A 24,218-nucleotide genomic window follows, 5' to 3' on the forward strand; every position below is an offset into this window, starting at 1 on the left:
TTATTGTCAATTAAGAAATTAGCTCTAAATTTGCTGAAATTTTAAAAAGATAATGAGTAAAACTAATAAACTCAAAATTATAAACGACCCAGTGCATGGGTTTATCAAAATACCTTACGAAATACTATTTGATGTTATAGAACACCCTTATTTTCAGCGTTTGAGGAGGATTTCGCAAACTGGGCTTCTTAATCTTGTTTTTCCAGGGGCTACACATACGAGGTTTCATCACGCATTGGGAGCGATGCACTTGATGTTTTTAGCCTTAGAAACGCTTAAGCTCAAGGGGGTGAAGATAAGTAAGGAAGAGGAACAGTCGGCAATGTTGGCTATTCTATTACATGATGTTGGGCACGGACCGTTCTCTCACGCATTAGAATCGGTTCTTATGGAGGATTGGCATCATGAAAAACTGTCATTGCTGATTATGAGCCGATTGAATAATGAATTTTCAGGAGCATTATCGGTAGCGATAGAGATGTTTCAGGGGAATTATCATCGTAAGTTTTTTAATCAATTAGTTTCATCTCAATTAGATGTAGATAGGTTAGATTATTTGAAAAGGGATAGCTTTTTTACAGGAGTTTCAGAAGGTAATATCAATGCTCAACGACTGATATCGATGATGAATGTGGCAGATGATGAATTGGTGATAGATGCTAAAGGGATTTATTCCGTAGAAAACTATCTCACAGCAAGGATGCTGATGTATTGGCAGGTGTATTACCATAAAACAGCGTCTTTGGCAGAATTTATGTTGGTTAAAATTTTGAAAAGAGCTAAATTTTTAATTTCTCAAGGAGTTAATTTGGAGGCATCGGAAAACCTAAAATATTTCCTTTATAAGAAAGATTTTAGTTCTATGTCGGAGGAAGACTTGAGCAGATTTATAAATCTAGATGATACTGATGTATTACAGGCAATAAAGCTTTGGCAAAATGAGGGAGATTTGGTTCTGTCTTATTATTGTAAGGCAGTTATAACGCGAAATTTTCCTCAAACTATTTGGTCTTCAGAAGGGTTTTCTCAAGGTTTTATAGATGATAAAGTAGAGACTGTTAATAAGCGAATGGATATAGATTTTGGGCTGGATTTTGTTGATGAAATTTCCCGATACTTATTGCCGTATGATAGTGAGAAACAGCCTATCTATTTACTAGAAAAAAAAGGGAATAAAGTGCCTTTAGATGAATCAGAACTATCTGTTTTATCCACGAGTCTTAAGCGTCCTACACAGAAATATATTTTAGCGTTTCCTAGGTAGATACAGTTATGGTGACGAGGTTTAATGATGTTTTGTAGCATAAATTGCGGGAGAAATATTATAAATTACTATCTTTGCACATTATGGAATTTACAGCTTCTCAGATTGCAAGTTTTATTGATGGAGAAATCATCGGTGATGAAAATGCTTTAATTACAGGGGTTTCGCCTATAGAAAGCGGTGAAGAGGGACATCTGTCTTTTGTTGCCCAAGAAAAATTCTCTCATTTTGTAGAGGAAACTAAATGCTCGGTTCTTATTGTATCCAAGAAATTGTTGGAAGAGAAAGAATATAAGACTACCATTATAGCCGTAGAAGATGCTTACTTATCTTTTCAAGTGCTAATGAACCTTTACAATGAGATGGTTCAAGATAAAAAATCGGGGGTAGAAGAAGGAGCATTTATTCATCAGACGGCTGTTTTAGGAGAGAATGTTTTCGTAGGAGCGTTTACCTATGTTTCAGAGAAAACTAAGGTGGGAGAAGGTTCTCAGATTGCGCCTCAGGTATATATAGGTAAGAGAGTCAAGATTGGTAAGAACTGTAAAATAGATAGTGGAGCTAGGATTTATGACGGTTGTGTGATAGGAGATAATTGCATCATACACTCTAATACAGTAATAGGAGGAGATGGTTTTGGTTTCCAACCAACAGCAGAAGGTTTTAAAAAAATTCCACAATTAGGAAATGTGATTATAGAGAACGATGTAGAGATTGGTTCTAATTGTAGTATAGATAGAGCTACGATAGGCTCTACCATTATAGGGGAAGGAACTAAGATAGATAACCTAATCCAAATTGCTCACAATGTTAAGATAGGCAAACACAATGTAATTGCGGCTCAAGCAGGTATTGCGGGTTCTACTACCATAGGCAATTGGAACCAAGTGGGCGGGCAAGTAGGTATTGTAGGGCATATTAACATTGGTAATCAAGTTAAAATACAAGCCCAAAGTGGCGTAAATAATAGTGTGTCTGATGGAGAAATTCTATATGGTTCTCCAGCAATTTCGGCAAGTGATTTTAGAAGAAATTATGTTCACTTCCGAAACTTTAATAAAATTGTTCAAAAGTTAAATCAACTAGAAAAAAACTCAAAAGATAATACTAATGAGTGATAAGCAAAAAACTTTAAAAGAAGAAGTTTCTCTTTCAGGGATAGGTCTTCATACAGGTAGACAAGTTAATCTTACTATAAAACCAGCTAAAGAAAACATAGGTTTTGTATTTGTAAGAACAGATTTGGAAGGAAATCCTCAAGTGGAAGCAGATGTAAACTATGTTACCACCACCGAAAGGGGAACTACATTAGAAAAGTTAGGGGTTAAAATACATACTTGTGAGCACCTTTTAGCAGCTTTAGTAGGTATGGATTTAGATAATGCAATATTAGAGTTAGATAGTGCAGAACCTCCAATTTTAGATGGCTCTTCTAAGTTTTTTGTAGAAGCAATAGAGAAAGCCGGTATTGTGGAGCAAGAGAAGGCAAGAGAGTACCTAGTGATAAAAGAGGTAATGAGTTATACCGACCCAAATTCGGGGTCTGATATTACGATTATCCCTTCTGATACTTATGAAATTACAACGATGGTAGATTTTGGTACTAAGGTATTAGGTACTCAAAATGCAACTATGAAGCATATTTCTGAGTTTAAAGAAGAATTTGCTAGTGCTAGAACTTTTAGCTTTCTACACGAATTGGAAATGCTTTTAGACCACGGACTTATCAAGGGTGGAGATATTAGTAATGCTATTGTTTATGTGGATAAAGAACTTACACCAGAAACCACAGAAAAACTCAAAAAAGCATTTGGTAGAGAAGAAATATCTATCCGTCCTAATGGAGTTTTAGATAATTTAACTTTAAACTATCCTAATGAAGCGGCTAGACACAAGTTACTAGATGTAATTGGGGATTTGGCATTGGTAGGAGTTAAGATAAAAGGTAAAGTTATTGCTAACAAACCTGGGCACTTTGTTAATACACAGTTTGCTAAAAAACTGAACCGCCAGTGGAAATTACAAAAGAAAAAAAATGTGCCTGACTTTGATTTAACCAAGGAGCCTGTTTACGATATCAATGGGATTATGGGGTTGCTTCCACACCGTCCACCATTTTTATTAGTAGATAAAATTTTGGAATTGTCTGATACTCACGTGGTAGGGCTTAAAAATGTATCAATGAACGAGCCATTCTTTACAGGACATTTCCCAAAAGAACCTGTAATGCCAGGGGTTCTACAGATAGAAGCAATGGCACAAACAGGAGGTATTTTGGTATTAGCTAATGTGCCTGACCCAGAAAACTATTCTACTTATTTTGTTAAAATAGACAAGGTTAAGTTTAAGAAAAAGGTAGTTCCTGGAGATACGCTTATTTTCAAAATAGACCTTATAGAGCCTATTAGAAGAGGTATTGTACATATGCAAGGATATGGCTATGTAGGAGATAGTGTGGTGGTAGAAGCCGAACTTATGGCTCAAGTAGCAAAAACTAAAATCTAGATTAAAGATGATTCATCAGTTAGCAGCCGTAGATAGACGGGCTAAGATAGATAAAAATGTGGTAGTAGAGCCATTTACCACCATAGCTGCAGATGTGGAAATTGGAGAAGGTACTTGGATAGGTCCTAATGTGACGATTATGAATGGGGCTAGGATTGGTAAAAATTGCAGAATTTTCCCAGGTACAGTAATTTCAGCAATACCACAAGATTTAAAATTTGAAGGGGAAGATACTCAAGTCATTATAGGTGATAATACTACAATTAGAGAGTCGGTTACTATCAATAGAGGGACGAAGGCTTTGGGATATACTAAAGTAGGAAGTAACTGTTTAATAATGGCAACCTCACATATTGCTCATGATTGTATCTTAGGAGACCATGTAATTATTGTAAATGGGTGTGGTATTGCAGGGCATGTAGAAATAGGAGATTTTACCGTTATGGGAGGACTCTCTGCTGTTCATCAGTTTGGTAAAATAGGTAAACATGTAATGATATCTGGGGGGACATTAGTAAGAAAGGATATTCCACCGTATGTAAAAGTGGCCAGAGAGCCTATGAGCTATGCAGGTATCAACTCTGTAGGGTTGAGAAGAAGAGGTTTCTCTAATGAAAAAATATTTGAGATACAAAAAATCTACCGTATCATTTTTCAAATGAAAATGAATGTTTCTCAAGCCGTTTCTTACATAGAAAAAGAAATGCTTCCTACGGCAGAACGAGATGAAATCTTACAATTCATACAGAATTCGCCTAGAGGTATTGTAAAAGGTTACGGTACAGGTAAAGATTAAATAAAAAATAAATAACATATTATATAGATGGCAACAACAGCTGATATTAAAAAAGGTCTTTGCATCAATTACAGCAACGACATTTACAAGGTGATTGAGTTTCTACACGTAAAACCAGGGAAAGGACCTGCTTTTGTAAGAACTAAACTTAAGTCTGTGACGAATGGTAAAGTGATTGATAACACTTTTTCAGCAGGGCATAAAATAGATGAGGTAAAGGTAATTACTCGTAAATTTCAGTACCTTTATGATGATGATAATGGGTTCCACTTTATGAATAATGATGATTTTTCTCAAATCTATATTGGTAAAGAAATGATTGAGAATGCTCAGTTTATGAAGGCTGGAGAAGAAGTTACTATCATTATGAAGGAGGAAGACGAAACGCCTCTTTCGGCGGAGATTCCACCTACGGTTTATCTAGAAGTGGTAGAAGCTGACCCAGGTGTAAAGGGTAACACTGCAACTAATGCTCTTAAGAACGCTATTGTGGAAACAGGAGCTAGAGTAATGGTGCCTTTATTTATAGAACCAGGAGATAAAATAAAAGTAAATACAGAAGACGGCTCTTACTTAGAGAGAGTTAAATAAATTTAGTCCAATAAATTCGGAGGGAGTTGTTCTCTCCGAATTTCATTTTTTAATTCTATTCAATTATGACATTTTCAGAGCCTCAAACGCTTAAAGCAATTGCCGATATTATAGGAGCTCAATTTGTTGGAGATGAGAGTTTTCCTGTTTTGGGAACTAACGAGATTCATATGGTACGTTCAGGTGATATTGTATTTGTAAATCACCCAAAATACTACGATAAAGCATTAAACTCGGCTGCTACTATTATTTTAATAGATAAAGAAGTGGCTTGTCCAGAGGGAAAAGCATTACTAATTTCTGATGACCCTTTCAGAGATTTTAATAAAATAAATACTCACTTTACGCAGATTTATAATTTTAAAAAGGATTTAAATGATGCTCAGATAGGAGAGGGAACTTTTATCCACCCTTCTGTAGTATTAGGAAATCAAGTTAAAATTGGGAAAAATTGCCACATTTTTCCCAATGTGGTTATTGGAGATAGAACAGAAATAGGAGATAATGTTATCATTCAGTCTAATACCGTTTTAGGTGGAGATGCCTTCTATTATAGAAAACTTAATGGGAACTTTGATAGGTTGATTTCAGTGGGTAATGTAGTGATAGAAAATAATGTAGAAATAGGCAATGGATGTACTATAGATAGAGGGGTTACTGCTTCTACGGTGATAGGCGAAGGCTCTGTATTGGATAATCAAATTCAGATAGGGCATGATACCATTATCGGTAAAAAGTGTCTTATTGCTTCTCAAACAGGCATTGCGGGATGTTGCGTGATTGAAGATGAGGTTACCATTTGGGGACAAGTAGGTATGGCTTCTGGAGTTAGAGTAGAAAAAGGCACGGTACTACTCGCTAAATGTGGTGTAAATAGAGATTTAAAGAAAGGAACTTATTTTGGCGCTATAGCAGAAGAATTCCGTGATTATTTAAGGAAAGAAGTCAGGTTGAAAAATTTGAAATAAAATAATTTTTTCATCAATTTAAAAATTCTTAAATTTACCGAAAAATAAGAATCCTTTAGTGAAGGGTAGTTATAATCAAAAAGAAAAATAAATAAATTTAATATGTCAGTATTAGTTAACAAAGATTCTAGAGTAATAGTGCAAGGGTTTACAGGAAACGAAGGAACTTTCCATGCAGGTCAAATGATAGACTACGGAACAAATGTAGTGGGAGGTGTAACTCCAGGAAAAGGAGGTACAGAGCATTTAGGTAAGCCTGTATTTAATACCGTAGCAGACGCTGTGGAAAAGGCAGGTGCTAATGTAAGTATCATTTTTGTACCGCCAGCATTTGCTGCAGATGCTATTATGGAAGCTGCAGATGCAGGGATTAAAGTGATTGTTTGTATCACAGAAGGAATTCCAGTAGCTGATATGACTAAAGTGAAAAATTATATTGCTGATAAAGATTGCCGTCTAATTGGACCTAACTGTCCAGGTATCATCACTTCTGATGAAGCTAAGATTGGTATTATGCCAGGGTTTGTATTCAAGAAAGGTAAAGTAGGTATTGTGTCTAAATCAGGAACACTTACTTATGAAGCTGCAGACCAAGTGGTAAGAGCAGGTTATGGTATTTCTACGGCAATAGGTATTGGTGGAGATCCTATCATTGGGACTACTACTAAAGAGGCTTTAGAAATGTTTATTAACGATCCAGAAACTGAAGCTGTAGTAATGATTGGTGAAATTGGTGGTAACCTTGAAGCGGAAGCCGCTAAATGGTATAAAGCTAGTGGTTCTAAAAAACCAGTAGTTGGTTTTATTGCAGGGCAAACAGCGCCTAAAGGAAGAACTATGGGACATGCTGGTGCTATTGTAGGTGGTGCTGAAGATACTGCTCAGGCAAAAATGGCTATTATGAGAGAAAACGGAATCAATGTGGTAGATTCTCCAGCTGATATAGGAGTTACTATTGCAAAGGTTTTGGGATAGTATTTTTGAAAAATAAATATTGAAATTTTAATTACAATGGTAAAACTCTGATGATAGAAAGGTATCATTGGAGTTTTATTCTTAAAAATATGATTATGAAAAAAATAGTTTTAGCAGGATTAGTTTTGGTCTCGAGTTTGTCTTTTGCACAAATCAATATTCAGTTTGAGAACACTCGTTTTGGGGTGAGTGGTGGGGTTAATTATTCTGGAGTAAAGCATGCGCATAACCCATCGGGTAAAAGACTTGGTTTTCAAGTAGGAGCTTTAGCGTTAATCCCTGCTGATAACGAGGATCAGTTTTATTTGCAACCAGAAGTACAGTATTATCAAGCAGGAGAAACTGGTTATAATAAGCAGGTAGGTGACAAGAATACCAAATATTATAATGACTACATTAGTGTGCCTATTTATGTAAAAGGTTATTTTTCAGAGGCAGAATCTGAATTTTTTGGGCTATTTGGACCTAGATTTAACTTCCTGATCAAGCAAACTGTAGAAAGCCCATCTAGACAAGTTTATACAATAGAGGGAAACGATCCTAGATATCCTAATCTTAATGGGAAGGCAAGTAGTTTCAATTTTGGTTTAGGCTTTGGCTTTGGCTTTAGTTATAAAAGACAATTAGAAATAGCGGTAAAGTATGACATAGGTTTGTCCAATACTTATCCTCGTATGGTGGAATCGTATACTAAAGATTTATATACAGAGAAGAAAAAATCAGAACAAGTACTAAGTCTAACACTTAATTATATTTTTGAATAATTCAAAAAATAGTTTATAATAAAAAAGAGAGATGAATTTCATCTCTCTTTTTTGTTGCCTTAGTTTTTATAAAGCTCAATGATTTTATTTATTTTGTCTATTTGTTTATGAAGACTATCACTACTAGGTTGAGTTTTTAGCAGTTCCATTTTTTTTGAAACTCCGTTTTGAAGCATTTGTATAATCATCATTTTAACTTGAGGATTGTCAGGAATTTCAGACTTGGCTTGACCTAAAATTTTGGTGATAGATTCTGTGGCTTTTAAATTATCAGAAGTCATAATCCAGTTGAAACCTTCTTCCGCTACACTACCTAGTTCAGGATTTTGAAATTTTAAGAAAGGATAAAAAGCGACCAATCCACCTATGTGTGGCATCTGAGATTCTATCTTATTTTTAACGATTGTAGGTAGTAATGTGGTAATTAATTCCTCTGAAGCACCAGAAAGGTCTATTTTGTCTGCTAGACTTTTAACACGTTCAGGCTCGGTCTGTGCAATGGCAGCCAATGCACTTCCTTTGATGGCGTTAGATACTACATCAATATTCTTCTCATATAGAGGTAGATATTTTTTGTTTTTTGTTTTAGATAAAGCTAATATTGCGGCTGCTCTTACTAAAGTTTTAGGATCATTGTTAGCGATTTTTTCAACTTCAGCTAGTGCTACCTTTGTGTGTGCAGGATTAGATAAGTCTAAGGCATTAAGTGCTTGAATTCTCAATCTGAAGAAATCATCTTTTAGTGCAGCTACTATTGTTTTTACTGATTCAGGATAAGTTGTAGATTCAGAAGCACTCTTTAGTGCTAAATATCTACTTTTATACTCTTTAGACTTAGTATATTGTAAGTAGAGTTGTTCGGGAGTTTTGCTGTTATTTATTTCAGCTAAAAGGACTCCAGCAGGATCTACATTTATTAAATCAGGATTTTTGCTCACACTAAAAGTAAAATCGTTTTTAGCTTTGGCATTTACCCATACATCTTGGCGTTTTATAGAGTTTCCTTCGTGTAAATCTATAGTAAGCGGAAATTGAAAAGGCTTTTCTTGACTTTGTAAAACAGATACCGTTACTTCTTTTTTTATAGGTTCGTAGCTGTATTGTATGTTTAATTTCGGATTTCCACTGTTAAAGTACCATTGATTGAAGAACCAATTTAGGTCTTTGCCAGAAACTTTTTCAAACGAAAGTCTTAGCTGGTGAGCTTCTCCAGTACCATACTCGTGAGTTTTGAGGTAGTCTGTTACACCCGCAAAAAATGCATCATCTCCCAAGTAATTTCTTAGCATATGTAGGATAGCTCCCCCTTTATTATAGGATACTAAATCGAACATATCCTCTCTATTTTCGTAATCAAACCTTACGAGGTCTTTGTTGAAGTCAGAAGGATTGTGTATGTACCTATTTTTATCGTTATTGAGGTGATAATCTGCAGCATCTTTTCCATACTTGTATTCTTCCCAAAGGTATTCGGAATAGTTGGCAAAACTTTCATTTACGGTAAGATTGCTCCAGCTTTCTGTGGTTACCAAATCCCCAAACCAATGATGGAACAGTTCGTGTGCGATAGTACTTTCCCAATGGTTGTCGTCTATCAAATCTCCTGGTTTTTGGTGGGCGTGTTCGGCGTGGATAACGGCAGTTGTGTTCTCCATTGCACCGCTTACAAAATCTCTTCCCACTAATTGAGCGTATTTTGCCCAAGGATAATCGTAGCCTAGCTTTTTAGAGAAAAATTCCATCATTTCAGGGGTATTTCCAAAGATTTGTTTGGCGTAATCTGCATATTCTTTTTCTACATAGTAGTCCACAGGGATATCTCTCCATTTGTCCTTAATTACGGCATATTCTCCAACGCCCATAAAGAAAAGGTACGGAGCGTGTTTTTTATCCATTACCCAATGGTCGGTTCTTAGATTATTAGCCTCTTTGGTGGAAGATTTTAGAAGCCCATTAGAAAGAGTAACAAATTTATCAGGAACGGTCATATAAATTTCCTGAGTAGTTTTTTGATTAGGCTTATCAATGGTAGGGAACCAAGCCGAATTAGACTCGGTTTCTCCTTGAGTCCATATTTGAGTAGGTTTGTCAGGGTCTTTGCCTTGGGCATTGATGAAGTAAAGCCCTTTAGCATCATTTATAGCTTTTTTTCCTTTTTGTTTTACTTCGTTGGGTCTAGAGGTATATTTAATATAGACTGTATAATCTTGATTTTTACGATAAGTTTTATCTAAAGAAATGTGCAGAATATCGTCTTTGTAACTGTATTTTAGAGGGGCTTTATTTCCATTTTTATCTAAAGCCACTTCGTGTATGAGCATTGCTTTAGCGTTAAGAACTAAAGAGTCTGATGGATAGAAATAAGGCGAAGCAGTAAGCCATTCTTCTCCGTGAAGCTGCTCTTTTTCAAAGTCAAAACTTACTTTTAGTTTGGTGTGTTTAAGTTCGGTAGTTTTAGTATGGGTGGCACGATAGACGGCTTCTCTCCCAGAAGTTTCGGTTTGAGCGAAGCTGTATTGGGTAGAAATAATACAGCCTAAAGCTAAAGCGGTGATGATAATTTTTTTCATATATCTTTAATTTAGATTTTAAAAATTTTACTAATTGATTGTTGGTTATACGGCAACAGGTGCTTTAATACCCGAATGTGGGTGATAATTTTCTAGTGTAAAATCCTCAAATTTAAAGTCAAAAAGGTCTTTTACGCTAGGGGTTAGTTTCATAGTAGGAAGTGGTTTAGGCTCTCTGGAGAGTTGTTTTTGTACTTGCTCAAAATGATTGTTATAGATATGCACATCTCCAAACGAGTGAATGTACTCGCCTACTTCTAAGCCACACACTTGGGCTACCATCATCGTTAGTAATGCATAGCTAGCGATATTGAAAGGAACGCCTAAAAAAACATCGGCACTTCTCTGATAAAGTTGTAGTGATAACTTACCGTCAGCAACATAAAACTGAAACAAAGCGTGGCAAGGGGCTAGTGCCATATTGGGGATTTCGGCGGTATTCCACGCGGATACGATGAGCCTTCTGCTATCAGGATTAGTTTTAATTTGGTGTATAACCTCCGAAATTTGGTCTATAACCCTACCATCAGCACCCTTCCAGCTTCGCCATTGGGCGCCATATACGGGACCTAGGTCGCCGTTCTCGTCTGCCCATTCGTCCCAGATGCTTACACCATTATCGTTAAGATATTTAATATTAGTATCTCCTTTTAGAAACCAAAGGAGTTCATAAATAATAGATTTAAGGTGTACCTTTTTTGTAGTAACTAGAGGGAAGCCCTTAGAAAGGTCGTACCTAAGTTGATAGCCAAAGACACTCCTTGTACCTGTGCCTGTTCTGTCGGTTTTGTCTGTTCCGTGGTCTAGTATATGTTGAAGTAAGTCTAGATAATTTTGCATTATAATCTTTTAAATCCCAAATTTAATGTTTTTTGGGAAGTATGAAAACATAAAATGAAGGTAAACTAAAAAAGGGGCTCCTCTTATAAAGCGGATTACCCCAAAAAATCCCTATTGCATATTACAATAGGGAAGGAAGAAGTGCTTATTTAGCCAGTAAGTCTTTTACTAAAGATTTTAGCTCTGTAAGCTCTGCTTTGAGTGCTTTTACTTCTTTATCCTTTTCTAAAAGGTGCAGATAAAGCTCCTCTATTTTCTCTACATTGGTAAGCTGGGTAGCCATAAGGTCTATATAACCTTGCTTTTTAATTTCTGCGGCGGACTTATACCCTGGTAAATGCCCATTAGTCTTTACAAAATCTTCTACTTGGCTAAGGGTTTTAAAGTTATAATCTGCCTTGAGGCTAGAAGTACCTGTATAATACTTTTGGAATACATAATCTGGGAAGATAGTAGCCCCACTAGCTCCCGTAAAACCTGTGGCTTTTACAGTACCTGCTACTTCTAGCTTTTCTGTAGGAGCTGTAACGCCTATACCTGTTTTACCTTCTATATAATTTGTTTTTTCAGAACCATTGATATAAATACCATACTGATTGGTCGCATTTCTTACATTTCCAGTAGCATAAAAATCATACGAATTAGTTATTGTTCCTGAATAAGTTGAAGTATCACTTCTTGAAAAAAAGCCATAAGAATCAATTATATTGCCTGCCCCTTTAAGACTTCTAAATGAATAAACTCCTATAAGTTGCTCAATAGGTGCAATATTTTTTTCTAGAGTATAAAATATAGATAAACTCCCATAGGCATTTTTAATAGAACCTGCTGACTTTTGAATGCTCGTAGCACTGCCAACGCCACGAATATCCCTTGTATTTCCTTCTCCCGCATCAAAAGTTCTTGCTGCTATAGAGGTTAACTCAAAAGTGTTTCCATTATCTAGTTTCTCCGCAGTAAAACTACCAGTTCGTACAAGCCTTACAGGGAGAGAAGTATCTGTAGGAATGATAAGCCTGTGATTTTGTCCTATGAAATTCCCATTAGTTCCAGTGTTACCTTCAATCTTATCAATATTATATATGTAATTTTCTCCACTACCTGATATATCTCCATAAATATCATTAGATGTAGGAGAGGAAGAAGAATTTAAAAATCTGAAATTACCACCAAGTTCTGAAATATTTTTAGTCTGTATTTGATTTGTTACACTGTTATAATCCTGAAATATAGATTGAGTCTTAGGGTATTGCTGATAATCTCCAGTTGGAGTATATTGTACAATATCCTTAATCTCAGAATCTATAAGTCTAATGTTTCCGCTGTTTTGTTTTTGCCAAATATCATCATTGTTTCCTGCTATTTTTACCCACTCTGTGCCATTATAATAGTAGTAGCCTTTTTCTGTGATTTTGGCTACTTTGGTATCTGTACCTGTATAATCCGAAATTTTACTGTCGGCTTCGTCTGTGGCATACACCAAAGTTCCTTCTACAGGACTAGCAATAGAAGCAATACGTGTTTTAGAAAGTTTTGGAGCGATGAATCCCTCGTTAGTAGTTCCAGCTAAGTTAGTAGAAGTAGGTTGTACCTCTAGTGTAGCTGCAGGTTTATCAGTGTTAATCCCCACCTTACCACTTTGCCCATAAACCGCTAAACCTAAACCTAGAAAGGCGAGTACACTTAATTTTGTAGTCTTTGTTTTCATAAAATTTATTTTAAAGTTGTTAGTGATTTTGTTTAATTTTTTCTTTGTTATTCTTTGGGTTAAAAATTCCCTAGCGTGGCGTTTAGAATTTCCTAACTAGGGAATTAAGATTTCCTAGCTTGAGAATTACCATTCCCTAGCTAGGAAATTTTTTGTGGGTGGCTAGACTTTTTCAAACTTCAGCGTTTGTAGCATCTTTTTAAGGTCAGAACCTGGGGTAAACAGCACCTTTGCTGACTTTACTGCTGCCGAAGTTACTTCCTCCTCTTTGGCTTTGCCCTCGCTGCTAAGGCTTACTCTCATACTACCGAGTTCGCCTAGCCTTACAATTCGCCCTTCTGATAATGAGGTTTGCATCACATCTACGAGTGCGTAAAGCACCGCTCTGATGTCTGCCCCACTTACAGTAGAAATCTTCTCGATGTCTTTGGTAAGACCTTCTAGAGTTTTCTCTCCTTGATACACAGGCGATGCATAGAATTTTTTGTCGCCTCCGCCCGCCACACCTGGCTGGGCTTTCTGAATGGTTTTGTACTTAATTGACATAATTTATAATGTTTAAAGGGTTAGATTTTAGATATTGGATTTTAGATGTTAGACTTAAGGATTGAATTGAGGTGATACTAAGTTCTAATATCTCACCTCTAAATTCTAACATTAAAAAACGCCTTTCCCCTCTAAACACACACAAAACGAGAGGAAAGGCTAAGGCAGAAAGACAGCAAAAACTCCCTTTCTGAACGCTAAAAGCACCCAACAAGAACGACCAAGTTTTAAGACAAAACAATGGTGCTTTTAGCAAATATTGATGAAAGCTAAATTTAAAATGAGATAAACGAAAAAAGCCCCCAACAGAAATTGGAGGCACATTATTTATAATTAACGATAAAAATCTAGATAAAAAGTAGTATAATACGCGTACGCACGCAACTATTCTGTGTGTGTGTGTGTGTGTGTGTGTGTGTTTACAAAATTATTTGGAACAGTCAAATAATTTTGTAACTTTTTTACATTTTTTTGTATGTAGTTGATAGTGTACTGCATAAACTGGGGCAAACATATCACCTTTTGCGGAAGTGTGCAAATTTTTTTGGGAAAGAATCTAAAAAAAAGAGTTATTTATACTCACAATAAGATTTTTATAAACAAAAAAGTCTCGGATTATCCGAGACTTTAATAATGAATTAAAAGTAAATTTGACTTATTTCTTGATAATTTTCTGAGAAACTTTCTCACCGTTTACTTCTCCAGAAACAATGTAAACTCCTTTAGGTAGAGAAGATAGGTTAAGAGCCTCACCGTTATTTACTTTAGCAGATTTTACTAACTGCCCATTAACATTGTAAATTTTGATGTCAGCATCTGTTCCAAATAGTAGTTGGGTATCTACTACGGTGTTTTTAACTAAGTTTTTTAATTTATTTCCAGCTAAATCATATACATTCATCTTCTTATCATAAATTTTGATGTCATCAATATTCAAATCATATTTAGCACCTTTACCCACTTTAAGTGCAAAGAGGTCTTTGCTCGTATCGGTTAAGTTAATATCCGCTAGATTATCTATTTTCAAGGTGATTTCTCTCCACTCACCATTAGTATTGATAGTTCCAGTGTACTGGTTACTACCCGATGATTCTAAAGTTACATTGCTATCTCCAAAATCACCTAAATTAAACACATAATATTCTTGTCTCCCTTTACTATCTAATGTGGTCTTGTAAAGGTTAAATGAAAGCGATTTTGCCGAACTACCCTTAACCATAAGAGTAATTTTCTCAATAGAAGTAGGTAAGGCTGCTGCCGCTTTAGAGGTAAATACATAGTCGTTACCAGAGGCTCCCGAAGTACTGATGTTAAGAGAATTGGTATTATTATACCCTAAACCTACTCCTTGAGTAGCATAACTTTTAATTCCAAAAGAATTTAAACTGCTTTCAAAAGCAGCCCAATCCTCAAAATCGGCTCCATTAAAAACATTAATTTGTGCAGTAATTGTACCCGTAATAGCTAATGCGGCCACTAAAGAATAGAATTTTTTCATAATCTTTTAATTTTAGAGTTATTATTTGCTCCAAATTTAAAAACTTTATTACAGAATGGAAGAAAAAGATAAGATGATTTATATTAAGTTTTGTTAATATTCCGTTATGTAAATTTGCAATTTCTTGTTAGTCATATCTTGAAGTATATAGTCGCTTTGCTCATAGTTTGGTTTAACTCATATATGGTATATGGGCAGGTGTTTTCTTGGCATAACCCTTATCTTAAAGACTCTACAAAGAAGGATAGCCTTATTATAGCTAATATCAATAAAGAGGTTTTTACAAGAGATACATTGGATTTTATAAAGCTACCACAAAGGAATATAGTAGAGAAGCTAGAGCTTCCGTCTGCCAGTAAGCCTCAACTGGATTTAGGTAACCTTAATGCTCAAGGAGCTATTATAAGAGGGATTTCTTTTGGTAATGCCCAAGGCTCATCGGTGCAAAGTTCTATGGATTTACAGATTTCGGGTAAACTAAGCCAAGAGGTATCTATTTTAGCCAGTATCTCGGACCATAACCTTCCGATACAGGCGGACGGCTATACACAAACGTTAGACGAGTTTGATAAAATTTTTGTTCAACTTAATATCAAAAAAAAATCGTTCCTTCGAGCGGGACATTTGGATTTGAATGATGAAACGACTTACTTCGGAAGGTATCAAAGGCGTAGTCTAGGGCTAGAGTTTCAAACCAAAATGGGAAAGGAAAATCCAACTTCTATTCATTTGTCGGCGGGGGTGGCTCGTAGCGAATTTCATAGAATTAGGTTTCAGGGAGTGGAAGGCAACCAAGGTCCTTATAGGCTGTTAGGTAAGAATGGCGAAACCTTCATTACCATTATATCTGGCTCCGAACAAGTGTTTATTGATGGTGTTTTAATGAAGAGAGGGGAGAACTTAGATTATACCATCAACTACAATACGGGAGAGGTTACCTTTACGAGCTTTAGACCTATTTACAATCAAAACTTCATTACCATTTCATACAATTATACCAACCGAAACTATACACGTTTTTTAGTTACTGGAGGTGTGGAACATCAGCGAGAGAAATTGAAACTTGGGCTTAATTGGTTTCTTGAAAGTGATAACAAAAATGCACCTCTATCGCTTAATTTGAGCGAAGACGACCAAAAGGTATTGGCACAGGCAGGGAGTAATTCTGCTTTGATGGTGGCTCCGTCTGGGGTTGAAACGGCTTACGATGTTAATAAAATTCTTTACCGAAAAGTAAGCGATGCTAATGGGGACTACTATGAGTTTTCTACTGATGCTAATGAAAAACTTTACCAAGTTTCCTTTTCTTACACAGGGCAAAATGAGGGCGATTATATACTGAAACAAACCACGAATAACGGTCGGATTTTTGAGTATGTAGGGCAAGGTAGAGGCGACTATTCTGCGTTGCGAAAGTTACCAGCACCTCAAAAAACACAGGTGCTTTCGGCTAATGTTTCTTATTTGCTGAATCAAGGCTATGTAGGAGCTGATGTTTCGTTAAGTCATTACGATGTTAATTTATTCTCTTCCAAAAATAATGATGAAAATAAAGGCTACGCCGCTCGGATAGTAGGAGCAAAAAGCTTTACTAAAGGTCAATGGAAGGGAACACCAAGTTTTGAGTTTCAGCATATCAATAAGCGATTTCATATTTTGGATCGTCTTAATAATGTGGAGTTCGCTAGAGATTTTAATCTTTCTCAAGAGTTTAATCATAGAACACAAAACAGACTTACATTTGGTTTTTTAAATGAATGGAAGCAAGGCTCTGCACTCAACTATACGCTTAATTTCCTCAACGAAGCTGGTACTTATCAAGGGATTAAAAACGATTTGAATTTTAAATGGATACAAAACAAATGGCTTACAGAAGGTAATGTATCCTACCTTAATACCAATTCGGATTTTCAGGATACTCGTTTTGTAAGAGGTTTTGCTTCTACTTCATACTTAGGCGAAAAAGGAAGCTGGACATTGGGTGGGCAAATGGAACATAACCTTAAAAACTTCAATAATATCCAAAAAACAGATGCCACGAGTTTTGCGTGGCGAGAGTTATTTATACAGAAAAAAGTAGGTAATGAAAATAGAACTTTACTTTTAACGAAACTCTACCTAAGAGAGAACGACTCTGTGAGAAATGCAGGTTTAGAAAAGGTAAATCATATTTTGGGAGCAATGGTGGAGAGCCAAATCATTAAAAATGAAAAAACAACTCTTACGGCATTGGCTCATTATCGTAAGTTTTATTATACTTCGGAATCGTTGGTTCATAATCAAAATCAGGATTTTGTGGTGGGGAATATTTTATACCATCAGCAGTTGTTTAATAATGGAGTGAGGCTCCAAGCCTTTTATGAGTTGGGCAACGGGCAAGAGGCACAAAGGGAATTTCAGTATCTAAAAGTAACCGATGGACAAGGAATTTACAAATGGACAGACTACAACGGCGATGGGGTGCAACAGTTAGACGAGTTTGAGGTGGCTGAGTACACCGATTTAGCTCAATACATAAGGGTTTATACTAATACGATAAAATATTTGCCTTCTAATAAAAACAAACTTCAGCTGTCGTTATTCATTAGTCCAGCACAGATATTTAACTCTCAAAATCGTTTTGTGAAAAGGTGGAACTTTAATCTTTCGCTTTTATCTCAAAATTCTTTTTATAAAAAAGACCGTGTTTTGGTTTGGAATCCATTTGAAAAACAACAAAATCAAATTCTGAAAAATCAAAACTTCTTGGCAACAGCACAATTTTTACCTAATGAAGTTTCGGGGTGGAATGGCACTTACCGATTGATATTAAATGATAACTTAATAAATGCTAATTTCAGTTTAGAGTCTAAAAAGCAGTCTTCTCACTTTGTGAATATTGGCTATTGGTTCAATAAAAATCTTAGAGCGGATTGGGAAAATCAGTATCAGAGCTTAACCAACGCTTCGGAGATGTTTAAGTCTAGAGATTATCATTTAATTCATCTAGAAACACGCCCAAAATTAACCTATAAACTTACAGAGGCTATACAAGCAGAGCTATCTTCTGCTTTAAAGCAAAAGCAAAGGCTGGACGGAGAAGAGCATTTAAAAACCTTTGACCTTACAGGAAGTTTACAATGGGAGCGTTCTAAGACTTCGGTTAGGGGAAGTTTTTCGTTCATCAATAATGATTTTAAAGGTAATAGTTTTAGTTTGGTAGGTAATCAAATGTTGGAAGGACTTAAAGTGGGCAAAAATCAGGTATGGACGGTGTTTTTGCAACAGTCGATAAATTCGTTTATAAAACTTAACCTCAACTATGAGGGACGAAATTCTGGGGACAGAACCATACACATAGGAAGTGTACAAGTGAGGGCAGGGTTTTAGAGTATTTTGTGAATTTATAGTGAGATAAATTTATTAAAAATTTGATTTTTAAAGGGTAAATAAGAGGGTGGGGACAAAAAACAGTTCCTCTTTTTGGAAGAACTGTTTTTGATTGTGGGCGAAATTCTTTCCTAACTACGCACAAATTTGCCAATGCTTTCTAACAGTTGCAGGCGGTCTTCTAAGGCAATACGAGCAACGGCATAAAAGTCTTGTACCCAGTCAGAAAGTTCGGTAAAGGCTTTGTTTTTTTGTTTGGTGGCGTCTTGGCTTTCGCCTTTTTCTTTTTCGTAATTAGCTCTTAGGTGTTCTACTTGTTGTAGTGCGGCCTTTTGTTCATCTACGAGGGTTTTGGTGAGTTTAAACTGCTCTAAGAGTGGCTTTGCTTCGCTGTGGCTCTGGGCTTGGGTGTAGAAGGTTTTTATCTCTTCCATATTTTTGAGGTAAGCGGCAGAGGCACTACCATCTATGGCGAGGGTTTTCCAGAGTTCGGGCTTTTTCATTAGGGCTACTTTTGCTATTTTGCGGTGCTTGTTGTAGTTTTTCTTGAGCTCGTTGTAAGCGTTGGCAAAATGGGCATAGGCTTCTTTTTCTTCGGCAGTTTCTTGCTTGTTTTGGTCGTAGAGCTGCTGTGTTTTGCTAAAGAGAGCTTTACCTTGTTGGATTTTAGCATCGTTGTAGCCATAGGCTTCAAGTTCGGTTTTGAGGTCTTGAACTTCGTCTAGGTTGGCGAATAGTAGTCGGTAGTTTTCTAGGCACTGAAGTTCGGTTGTTCTTAGCTTGTTCATCGTAATATATTTAAATTGGGTTAGTTTATTTTCAATTTTATGGATAAAAACTGTTCATTCTTCTATTCCTCAATGCTATTCTTTAGTTCCTCATTAAAATAATGGGTTCCTCATTGCTGTTCTTCTATTCCTCACGATTGTTTTTCTGTTCCTCAAAGCTGTTTTTGTATTCCTCACGGAGGTTCTTATGTTCCTCACATCTATTTTTGTATTCCTATGGAGTAAATATAGTAGTTTTTCTTCAAAATTTTATTAAAAATAATAAATAGTTATCTTTGCAACATCAAAATTTCGTACAATTTAAAATTTATTTCTATGAAAAAGGTATTTTATTTATTGTCTATGGCAATTTTGCCTGCATTTTTAGCGGTGTCTTGTAACCGAAATGATGATGAGCCTACGCCTACGCCTAAGGAGGAAGTGCTATTGCCTTCTAAAGAGGAAATAACTTACTATGATAATAATACATTGAGAACAACGGTTAATAGCTTTACTTATGATGGCACTAAACTTACCAAAGTAGTTAGTGTGAGTGATGATGAAGAGTATGCTACTACTTTTACTTACCAAGATAACCTTCTTGTTAAGGTAAAAAGTGATGAAGAGGATAGAGTTTTTGAATACGATAGTAAGGGGAATTTAGTTAAGGAAACTCAGGTGTTAAGTTATGATAACACTACCGTTACAGATATCTATACTTATGAACTTAATAAGAGCAGTGTAAATGTAACCTACAATAGGAAAAATGTGAATGGAGGGGAACTAAGGTTAGAGGAAGTGGGAACTTATACCTATACACTTACGACTAATAAGCAGGTTGCAAAGATTGTAGGAAAGAAGACCTCAACAAGCTATGATGGCTCCTCGACGTATGTTTATGAAACAGCCGTGGAAGAAAATTATACTTATGACGACAAAAATTTGGTTTATAAGAATATTAGCGGTTTTGATAAGTTGGGTTATTCTCAAGCTGCGGTAAAGGTAGCATTGGGGGGTATCAATAATGTATTGACTAAGAGCAGTAAATACAATATAATAGATGATACAGATGTCTACACTCATACAGATACCTATAAGTATATTTATAATGATAAAAACTTTCCTGTGGAAGTTGAAAGGGTGAGAGATGAGGAGAAAGTTGTTTCTAAGGTAGAATATAAGGCGGTTGCTAAATAATGTTTTAGCACAGTATCATAAAAAATCGGAGGGGCTTTTCTCTCCGATTTTTTATTAAAAATAATAAATAGTTATCTTTGCAGTATCAAATAAAGTTTATTTCTATGAAAAAGGTATTTTATTTATTATCTATGGCAGTTTTGCCTGTATTTTTAGCAGTATCTTGTAACCGAAATGATGATGAGCCTACACCTACGCCTAAGGAGGAATTGCTATTGCCTTCTAAGGTAGAGGAAACTTACTACGATAAAGATGGTAACCAGAAGAGAACATCAGTTTATGATTTAACTTATGATGGGACTAAATTTACTAAAATGGTTAGTCGTGATGGAGAGGGGAACACTACCTTTGCTTACCAAGATAACCTTCTTGTTAAGGTAAAAAGTGATGAAGAGGAGAGAGTTTTTGAATACGATAGTAAGGGGAATTTAGTTAAAGAAACTCTAGTGTCAAGTTATGGTGGTACTACTACTACAGATATCTATACTTATGAACTTAGTGAGAGCAGTGTAAATGTAACCTACAATAGGAAAAATGTGAGTGGAGGTGAACTAAAGTTAGAGGCTGTAGGAACTTATACCTACACACTTACGCCTAATAAGCAGGTTACAAAGATTGTAGGAAAAAAGACTTTAACAGGCTATGGTTATACTGATGAAGTGACTATAGAAGAAAATTATACTTACGATGATAAAAATTCAATTTTTAAGAATATCAGCGGTTTTGATAAGCTGGGCTATTCTCAATTTATGTTAGCTGTTTCATTGGGGAATTTCAATAATGTACTGACTAAAAGTAGTAAAGATGTGAGTAAAGATGTAAGTTACACGGATATCTATACTCAAACGGAAGCTTATAAGTACACTTATAATGACAAAAACTTTCCTACAGAGTTTGAGAATAGTGTAGATGGTAAAAAATACAGAGTCTCTAAGATAGAGTACAAAACTGTTACTAAGTAGTGTTTTAGCACAGTATCATAAAAAAATCGGAGGGGCTTTTCTCTCCGATTTTTTTGTTATTTAACTAGTGGTAAAATCTTTCTGGCAAGAATACCAGAGTCATCTCTCCAATCATCTTCTCCAAAGTCTTTGTAACTAGTTACCATTTCTACTTTTCCTAAATTATTAACTAGGATATATTTTGACATATCGTCTATATTTTCAAATTCTGGAGGTGTAATTTCGGTAAGGAATTTTTTGTTCTTGGCTCTAGGTCTAGAACTGTACTCATTGCTGACTAATAGTATATTGATGTTTTTGTCTATATCTTCCCAAAAGTCAATTGCTTTTAGTATTCTGTAATTTTTTTCTTTATCATTTTCAATAAGTACTACATAAAAGTTAAGATTGTGTTCTTTAGCAAAGTCATAAGCTCCTTTTGCGTGTAGTCTACAAGGGTAACACCAAATACCGAAGGTAAAAAATAGTGATGGTCTTGGGCGATTTTGAGCTATACATTTCACTTTTTCAGCATTTATTATTTTTAGATTTTGGTAATGAGGAGAGGTTCTAATTTGGCAGGTGTCTTGTGAAAATAGATTAGCGAAACACAATACAAAGATGGATGATATAATGATTTTTTGCATAATATATGGTTTTATATGTGAATAAAAGTCTATTAAGACACGAAAGTAGAACTATACTTTTAATTAAATATAGGAAGGGATGTTAAATTTAAGTTAAATCTTATATGGTTAATTATAAGTTTTCCCTAGTGTATTCAAAAACCTTTCTAGGGAGAGGTCGGTTAATACGAAATAATAAAAAAACACTTACTTTTGCAGAATGGTAAAAATAGGGAATATAGAATTGCCAGATTTTCCTTTATTGCTGGCTCCTATGGAAGATGTGAGCGACCCTCCGTTTCGTAGGCTTTGTAAAATGCACGGTGCAGATTTAATGTATTCGGAGTTTATCTCTTCGGAAGGGCTTATCAGAGATGCTATAAAGTCTAAAAAGAAGTTAGATATTTTTGATTACGAAAGACCTGTTGGTATTCAGATTTTTGGGGGAGATGAGGAAGCTATGGCGATGTCTGCCAAAATAGTGGAAACGGTACAACCTGATTTGGTAGATATTAACTTTGGGTGTCCTGTGAAGAAAGTAGTTTGCAAAGGGGCAGGAGCAGGGGTTTTGAAAGATATAGACCTAATGGTAAGGCTTACCAAAGCCGTAGTAAATTCTACCCATTTACCTGTAACGGTTAAGACAAGGTTGGGCTGGGATACTAGCAGTATCAATATAGATGAAGTAGCGGAACGACTGCAAGAGGCAGGCATTAAAGCCCTTACCATACACGCAAGAACGAGGGCTCAAATGTATAAAGGAGAAGCCGATTGGGAACATATTTCTCGCATTAAACAAAACTCTAATATTGAGATTCCTATTTTTGGTAACGGAGATATAGATTCGCCTCAAAAAGCCTTAGACTATAAAAATAAGTATGCTTGTGATGGAGTTATGATTGGTAGAGCTGCCATTGGTTATCCTTGGATTTTTAATGAAGTAAAACATTTTTTCCAAACAGGAGAGCTACTTCCAGAACCTACTTTGCAAGACCGTTTAACCGCAGTAAGGCAACACGCCGAATGGAGTGCTGAATGGAAAGGTGAACGCCTTGGATTGATAGAAATGAGGCAACATTACAGTAATTACTTCCGTGGGGTGCCACATTTTAAGGAGTATAGAAAAAGGTTTTTAGAAATACTTACTTTGGAGGAGATGGATAGCCTCATCAGTCAAATCATAGAGGCAAATAATTAAAGCTAAAACAAAATAATGAAGATAATATCTTATAATGTCAATGGTATTCGGGCAGCATTTAACAAGAATTTAATTGGTTGGTTAGGACACGCTGCTCCCGATGTTATTTGTTTTCAGGAAAGCAAGGCTCAAAAAGACCAAATAGATATAGCAAGTTTTGAGAAAGAGGGCTACCATACCTATTGGTTTTCTGCGGAAAAGAAAGGGTATAGCGGGGTAGGTATCGCTACTAAAATTCAGCCTAAGCACATAGAATATGGCTGTGATATGGAACCATACGATAAAGAAGGACGAGTGATAAGAGCTGATTTTGAAGATTTTTCGGTAATATCTGTATATGTGCCTTCTGCTACCAATATAGATAGACTGGATTTCAAAATGCAGTTTTGTTACGATTTTTTAGCTTATATAAAAGAGCTAAGAAAAACCATTCCTAATTTAATTATTTCGGGAGATTTTAATATCTGTCATCAAGCGATAGATATCCACGACCCTGTAAGATTAAAAAATGTATCTGGCTTCCTTCCTATAGAACGAGAATGGATGACAGAGTTTATAAAAGAATGTGGATTAATAGATAGTTTCCGTTATTTTAATACTGAACCCAACCAATACTCGTGGTGGAGTTATAGACAAAATGCACGAGCTAATAATAAGGGTTGGAGGTTAGACTATCATTTTGTGTCAGACTCTCTAGAAAGCCGTTTGTCTAGAGGGCTTATTCTTAGTGAGGCTTATCACTCGGACCATTGTCCCGTTTTAGTAGAGTTAAAATAATATGGCTTACAAAATAACTATAATCTGAAATCACTAATTATTGTATATGGTTGTATTCTAAATTATATTCCAAAATTTTTCAATTTGTATATCAGTTAATTATATATGATAGATAAAAAAAGGGTATAAAATATTTGGAGAATAAGTTTATGCATATGTATTTTTGCAGCCTCGATAAGAGAGAGTAGGAGTAAGATTGAGAGGCTTAAATGCTTATGTAGTAATAAACCTAAGGATAAAGAGGTGCGTTGCGAGGGGTATTTAGCGATGTTGAGAAAAATATTTAAAAATTTTTTCAAAAACATTTGGTCAATTAAA

20 protein-coding genes are annotated in these 24,218 nt (G+C 35.6%); 13 read left to right on the top strand and 7 right to left on the bottom strand.

The genetic code is table 11. The features are described 5' to 3' along the window. Positions 1–52: 52 nt before the first annotated feature. The 8 genes from D1003_RS04345 (at position 53) to D1003_RS04380 (ending at position 7,863) form a co-directional block, all read left to right on the top strand. A complete protein-coding gene (locus D1003_RS04345) occupies positions 53–1,264 on the top strand; it encodes an HD domain-containing protein (RefSeq protein WP_153935859.1) in 1,212 nt (403 codons plus the stop codon). Positions 1,265–1,347: 83 nt separating this feature from the next. After that, positions 1,348–2,382, top strand: a complete 1,035-nt coding sequence (lpxD, locus tag D1003_RS04350) for a UDP-3-O-(3-hydroxymyristoyl)glucosamine N-acyltransferase (protein ID WP_153935860.1) — start codon at positions 1,348–1,350, stop codon at positions 2,380–2,382. Then, the gene (locus tag D1003_RS04355; protein WP_153935861.1) at positions 2,375–3,769 is read left to right on the top strand and encodes a bifunctional UDP-3-O-[3-hydroxymyristoyl] N-acetylglucosamine deacetylase/3-hydroxyacyl-ACP dehydratase; all 1,395 of its coding nucleotides are present in this window, start codon (positions 2,375–2,377) and stop codon (positions 3,767–3,769) included. Before lpxD ends, D1003_RS04355 begins: the two co-directional genes overlap by 8 nt. Before the next feature lie 7 nt (positions 3,770–3,776). After that, positions 3,777–4,565: an acyl-ACP--UDP-N-acetylglucosamine O-acyltransferase gene (lpxA, locus tag D1003_RS04360; RefSeq protein WP_153935862.1), complete on the top strand. Its 789-nt coding sequence runs from the start codon at positions 3,777–3,779 to the stop codon at positions 4,563–4,565. A gap of 27 nt (positions 4,566–4,592) precedes the next feature. Beyond that, positions 4,593–5,156, top strand: a complete 564-nt coding sequence (gene efp / locus D1003_RS04365) for an elongation factor P (protein ID WP_004918666.1) — start codon at positions 4,593–4,595, stop codon at positions 5,154–5,156. 65 nt (positions 5,157–5,221) lie between these two features. After that, entirely contained in the window at positions 5,222–6,124 is a 903-nt protein-coding gene (locus D1003_RS04370) for an LpxD N-terminal domain-containing protein (RefSeq protein ID WP_153935863.1), read from the top strand. 102 nt (positions 6,125–6,226) lie between these two features. Then, a complete protein-coding gene (gene sucD / locus D1003_RS04375; protein WP_004918657.1) occupies positions 6,227–7,099 on the top strand; it encodes a succinate--CoA ligase subunit alpha in 873 nt (290 codons plus the stop codon). A 95-nt stretch (positions 7,100–7,194) separates the two neighbouring features. Then, positions 7,195–7,863 (top strand): PorT family protein, encoded by a 669-nt coding sequence (locus D1003_RS04380; protein WP_260393315.1) that lies wholly within the window; start codon positions 7,195–7,197, stop codon positions 7,861–7,863. Between the two features lie 59 nt (positions 7,864–7,922). Here D1003_RS04380 and D1003_RS04385 read toward each other — a convergent pair whose 3' ends face one another. The 5 genes from D1003_RS04385 to D1003_RS04410 all read right to left on the bottom strand — a co-directional run bounded on the left by D1003_RS04385 (position 7,923) and on the right by D1003_RS04410 (position 15,025). After that, positions 7,923–10,433, bottom strand: coding sequence for a M1 family metallopeptidase (locus D1003_RS04385; protein WP_153935865.1), 2,511 nt, complete (start codon positions 10,431–10,433; stop codon positions 7,923–7,925). Between the two features lie 45 nt (positions 10,434–10,478). Beyond that, complete coding sequence (locus tag D1003_RS04390; RefSeq protein ID WP_153935866.1) at positions 10,479–11,273, bottom strand: thymidylate synthase; 795 nt, start codon at positions 11,271–11,273, stop codon at positions 10,479–10,481. A gap of 145 nt (positions 11,274–11,418) precedes the next feature. Next, positions 11,419–12,981 carry a hypothetical protein gene (locus D1003_RS04395; protein ID WP_153935867.1) on the bottom strand — a complete coding sequence of 521 codons (1,563 nt, stop codon included), beginning with the start codon at positions 12,979–12,981 and terminating at the stop codon, positions 11,419–11,421. 162 nt (positions 12,982–13,143) lie between these two features. Beyond that, positions 13,144–13,527: an HU family DNA-binding protein gene (locus tag D1003_RS04400; protein WP_153935868.1), complete on the bottom strand. Its 384-nt coding sequence runs from the start codon at positions 13,525–13,527 to the stop codon at positions 13,144–13,146. A gap of 655 nt (positions 13,528–14,182) precedes the next feature. Then, on the bottom strand, positions 14,183–15,025 hold the full coding sequence (locus tag D1003_RS04410; RefSeq protein ID WP_260393317.1) for a T9SS type A sorting domain-containing protein: 843 nt from the start codon (positions 15,023–15,025) through the stop codon (positions 14,183–14,185). A 183-nt stretch (positions 15,026–15,208) separates the two neighbouring features. Here D1003_RS04410 and D1003_RS04415 point away from each other — a divergent pair, with 183 nt between their 5' ends. After that, positions 15,209–18,394, top strand: a complete 3,186-nt coding sequence (locus D1003_RS04415) for a hypothetical protein (RefSeq protein ID WP_153935869.1) — start codon at positions 15,209–15,211, stop codon at positions 18,392–18,394. 131 nt (positions 18,395–18,525) lie between these two features. Here the strand turns inward: D1003_RS04415 and D1003_RS04420 are convergent, their stop codons facing one another. Next, a complete protein-coding gene (locus tag D1003_RS04420) occupies positions 18,526–19,182 on the bottom strand; it encodes a hypothetical protein (protein ID WP_153935870.1) in 657 nt (218 codons plus the stop codon). A gap of 315 nt (positions 19,183–19,497) precedes the next feature. On the opposite strand from D1003_RS04420, the gene D1003_RS04425 reads away from it, so the two are divergent. Together D1003_RS04425 and D1003_RS04430 are read left to right on the top strand one after the other, a co-directional pair. Further along, on the top strand, positions 19,498–20,358 hold the full coding sequence (locus D1003_RS04425) for a hypothetical protein (protein ID WP_153935871.1): 861 nt from the start codon (positions 19,498–19,500) through the stop codon (positions 20,356–20,358). Between the two features lie 104 nt (positions 20,359–20,462). Next, entirely contained in the window at positions 20,463–21,320 is an 858-nt protein-coding gene (locus D1003_RS04430; protein WP_052910126.1) for a hypothetical protein, read from the top strand. A gap of 56 nt (positions 21,321–21,376) precedes the next feature. On the opposite strand, the gene D1003_RS04435 is transcribed toward D1003_RS04430, so the two are convergent. Further along, positions 21,377–21,946, bottom strand: a complete 570-nt coding sequence (locus D1003_RS04435; RefSeq protein WP_107046078.1) for a hypothetical protein — start codon at positions 21,944–21,946, stop codon at positions 21,377–21,379. Between the two features lie 199 nt (positions 21,947–22,145). On the opposite strand from D1003_RS04435, the gene dusB reads away from it, so the two are divergent. Together dusB and D1003_RS04445 are read left to right on the top strand one after the other, a co-directional pair. After that, the gene (gene dusB, locus D1003_RS04440) at positions 22,146–23,123 is read left to right on the top strand and encodes a tRNA dihydrouridine synthase DusB (protein ID WP_153935872.1); all 978 of its coding nucleotides are present in this window, start codon (positions 22,146–22,148) and stop codon (positions 23,121–23,123) included. A gap of 15 nt (positions 23,124–23,138) precedes the next feature. After that, complete coding sequence (locus tag D1003_RS04445) at positions 23,139–23,900, top strand: exodeoxyribonuclease III (protein WP_153935873.1); 762 nt, start codon at positions 23,139–23,141, stop codon at positions 23,898–23,900. Positions 23,901–24,218: the final 318 nt, after the last annotated feature.

It is taken from the genome of Riemerella anatipestifer, from assembly GCF_009663465.1.
GTDB classification, from domain to species: Bacteria; Bacteroidota; Bacteroidia; order Flavobacteriales; family Weeksellaceae; genus Riemerella; species Riemerella anatipestifer_C.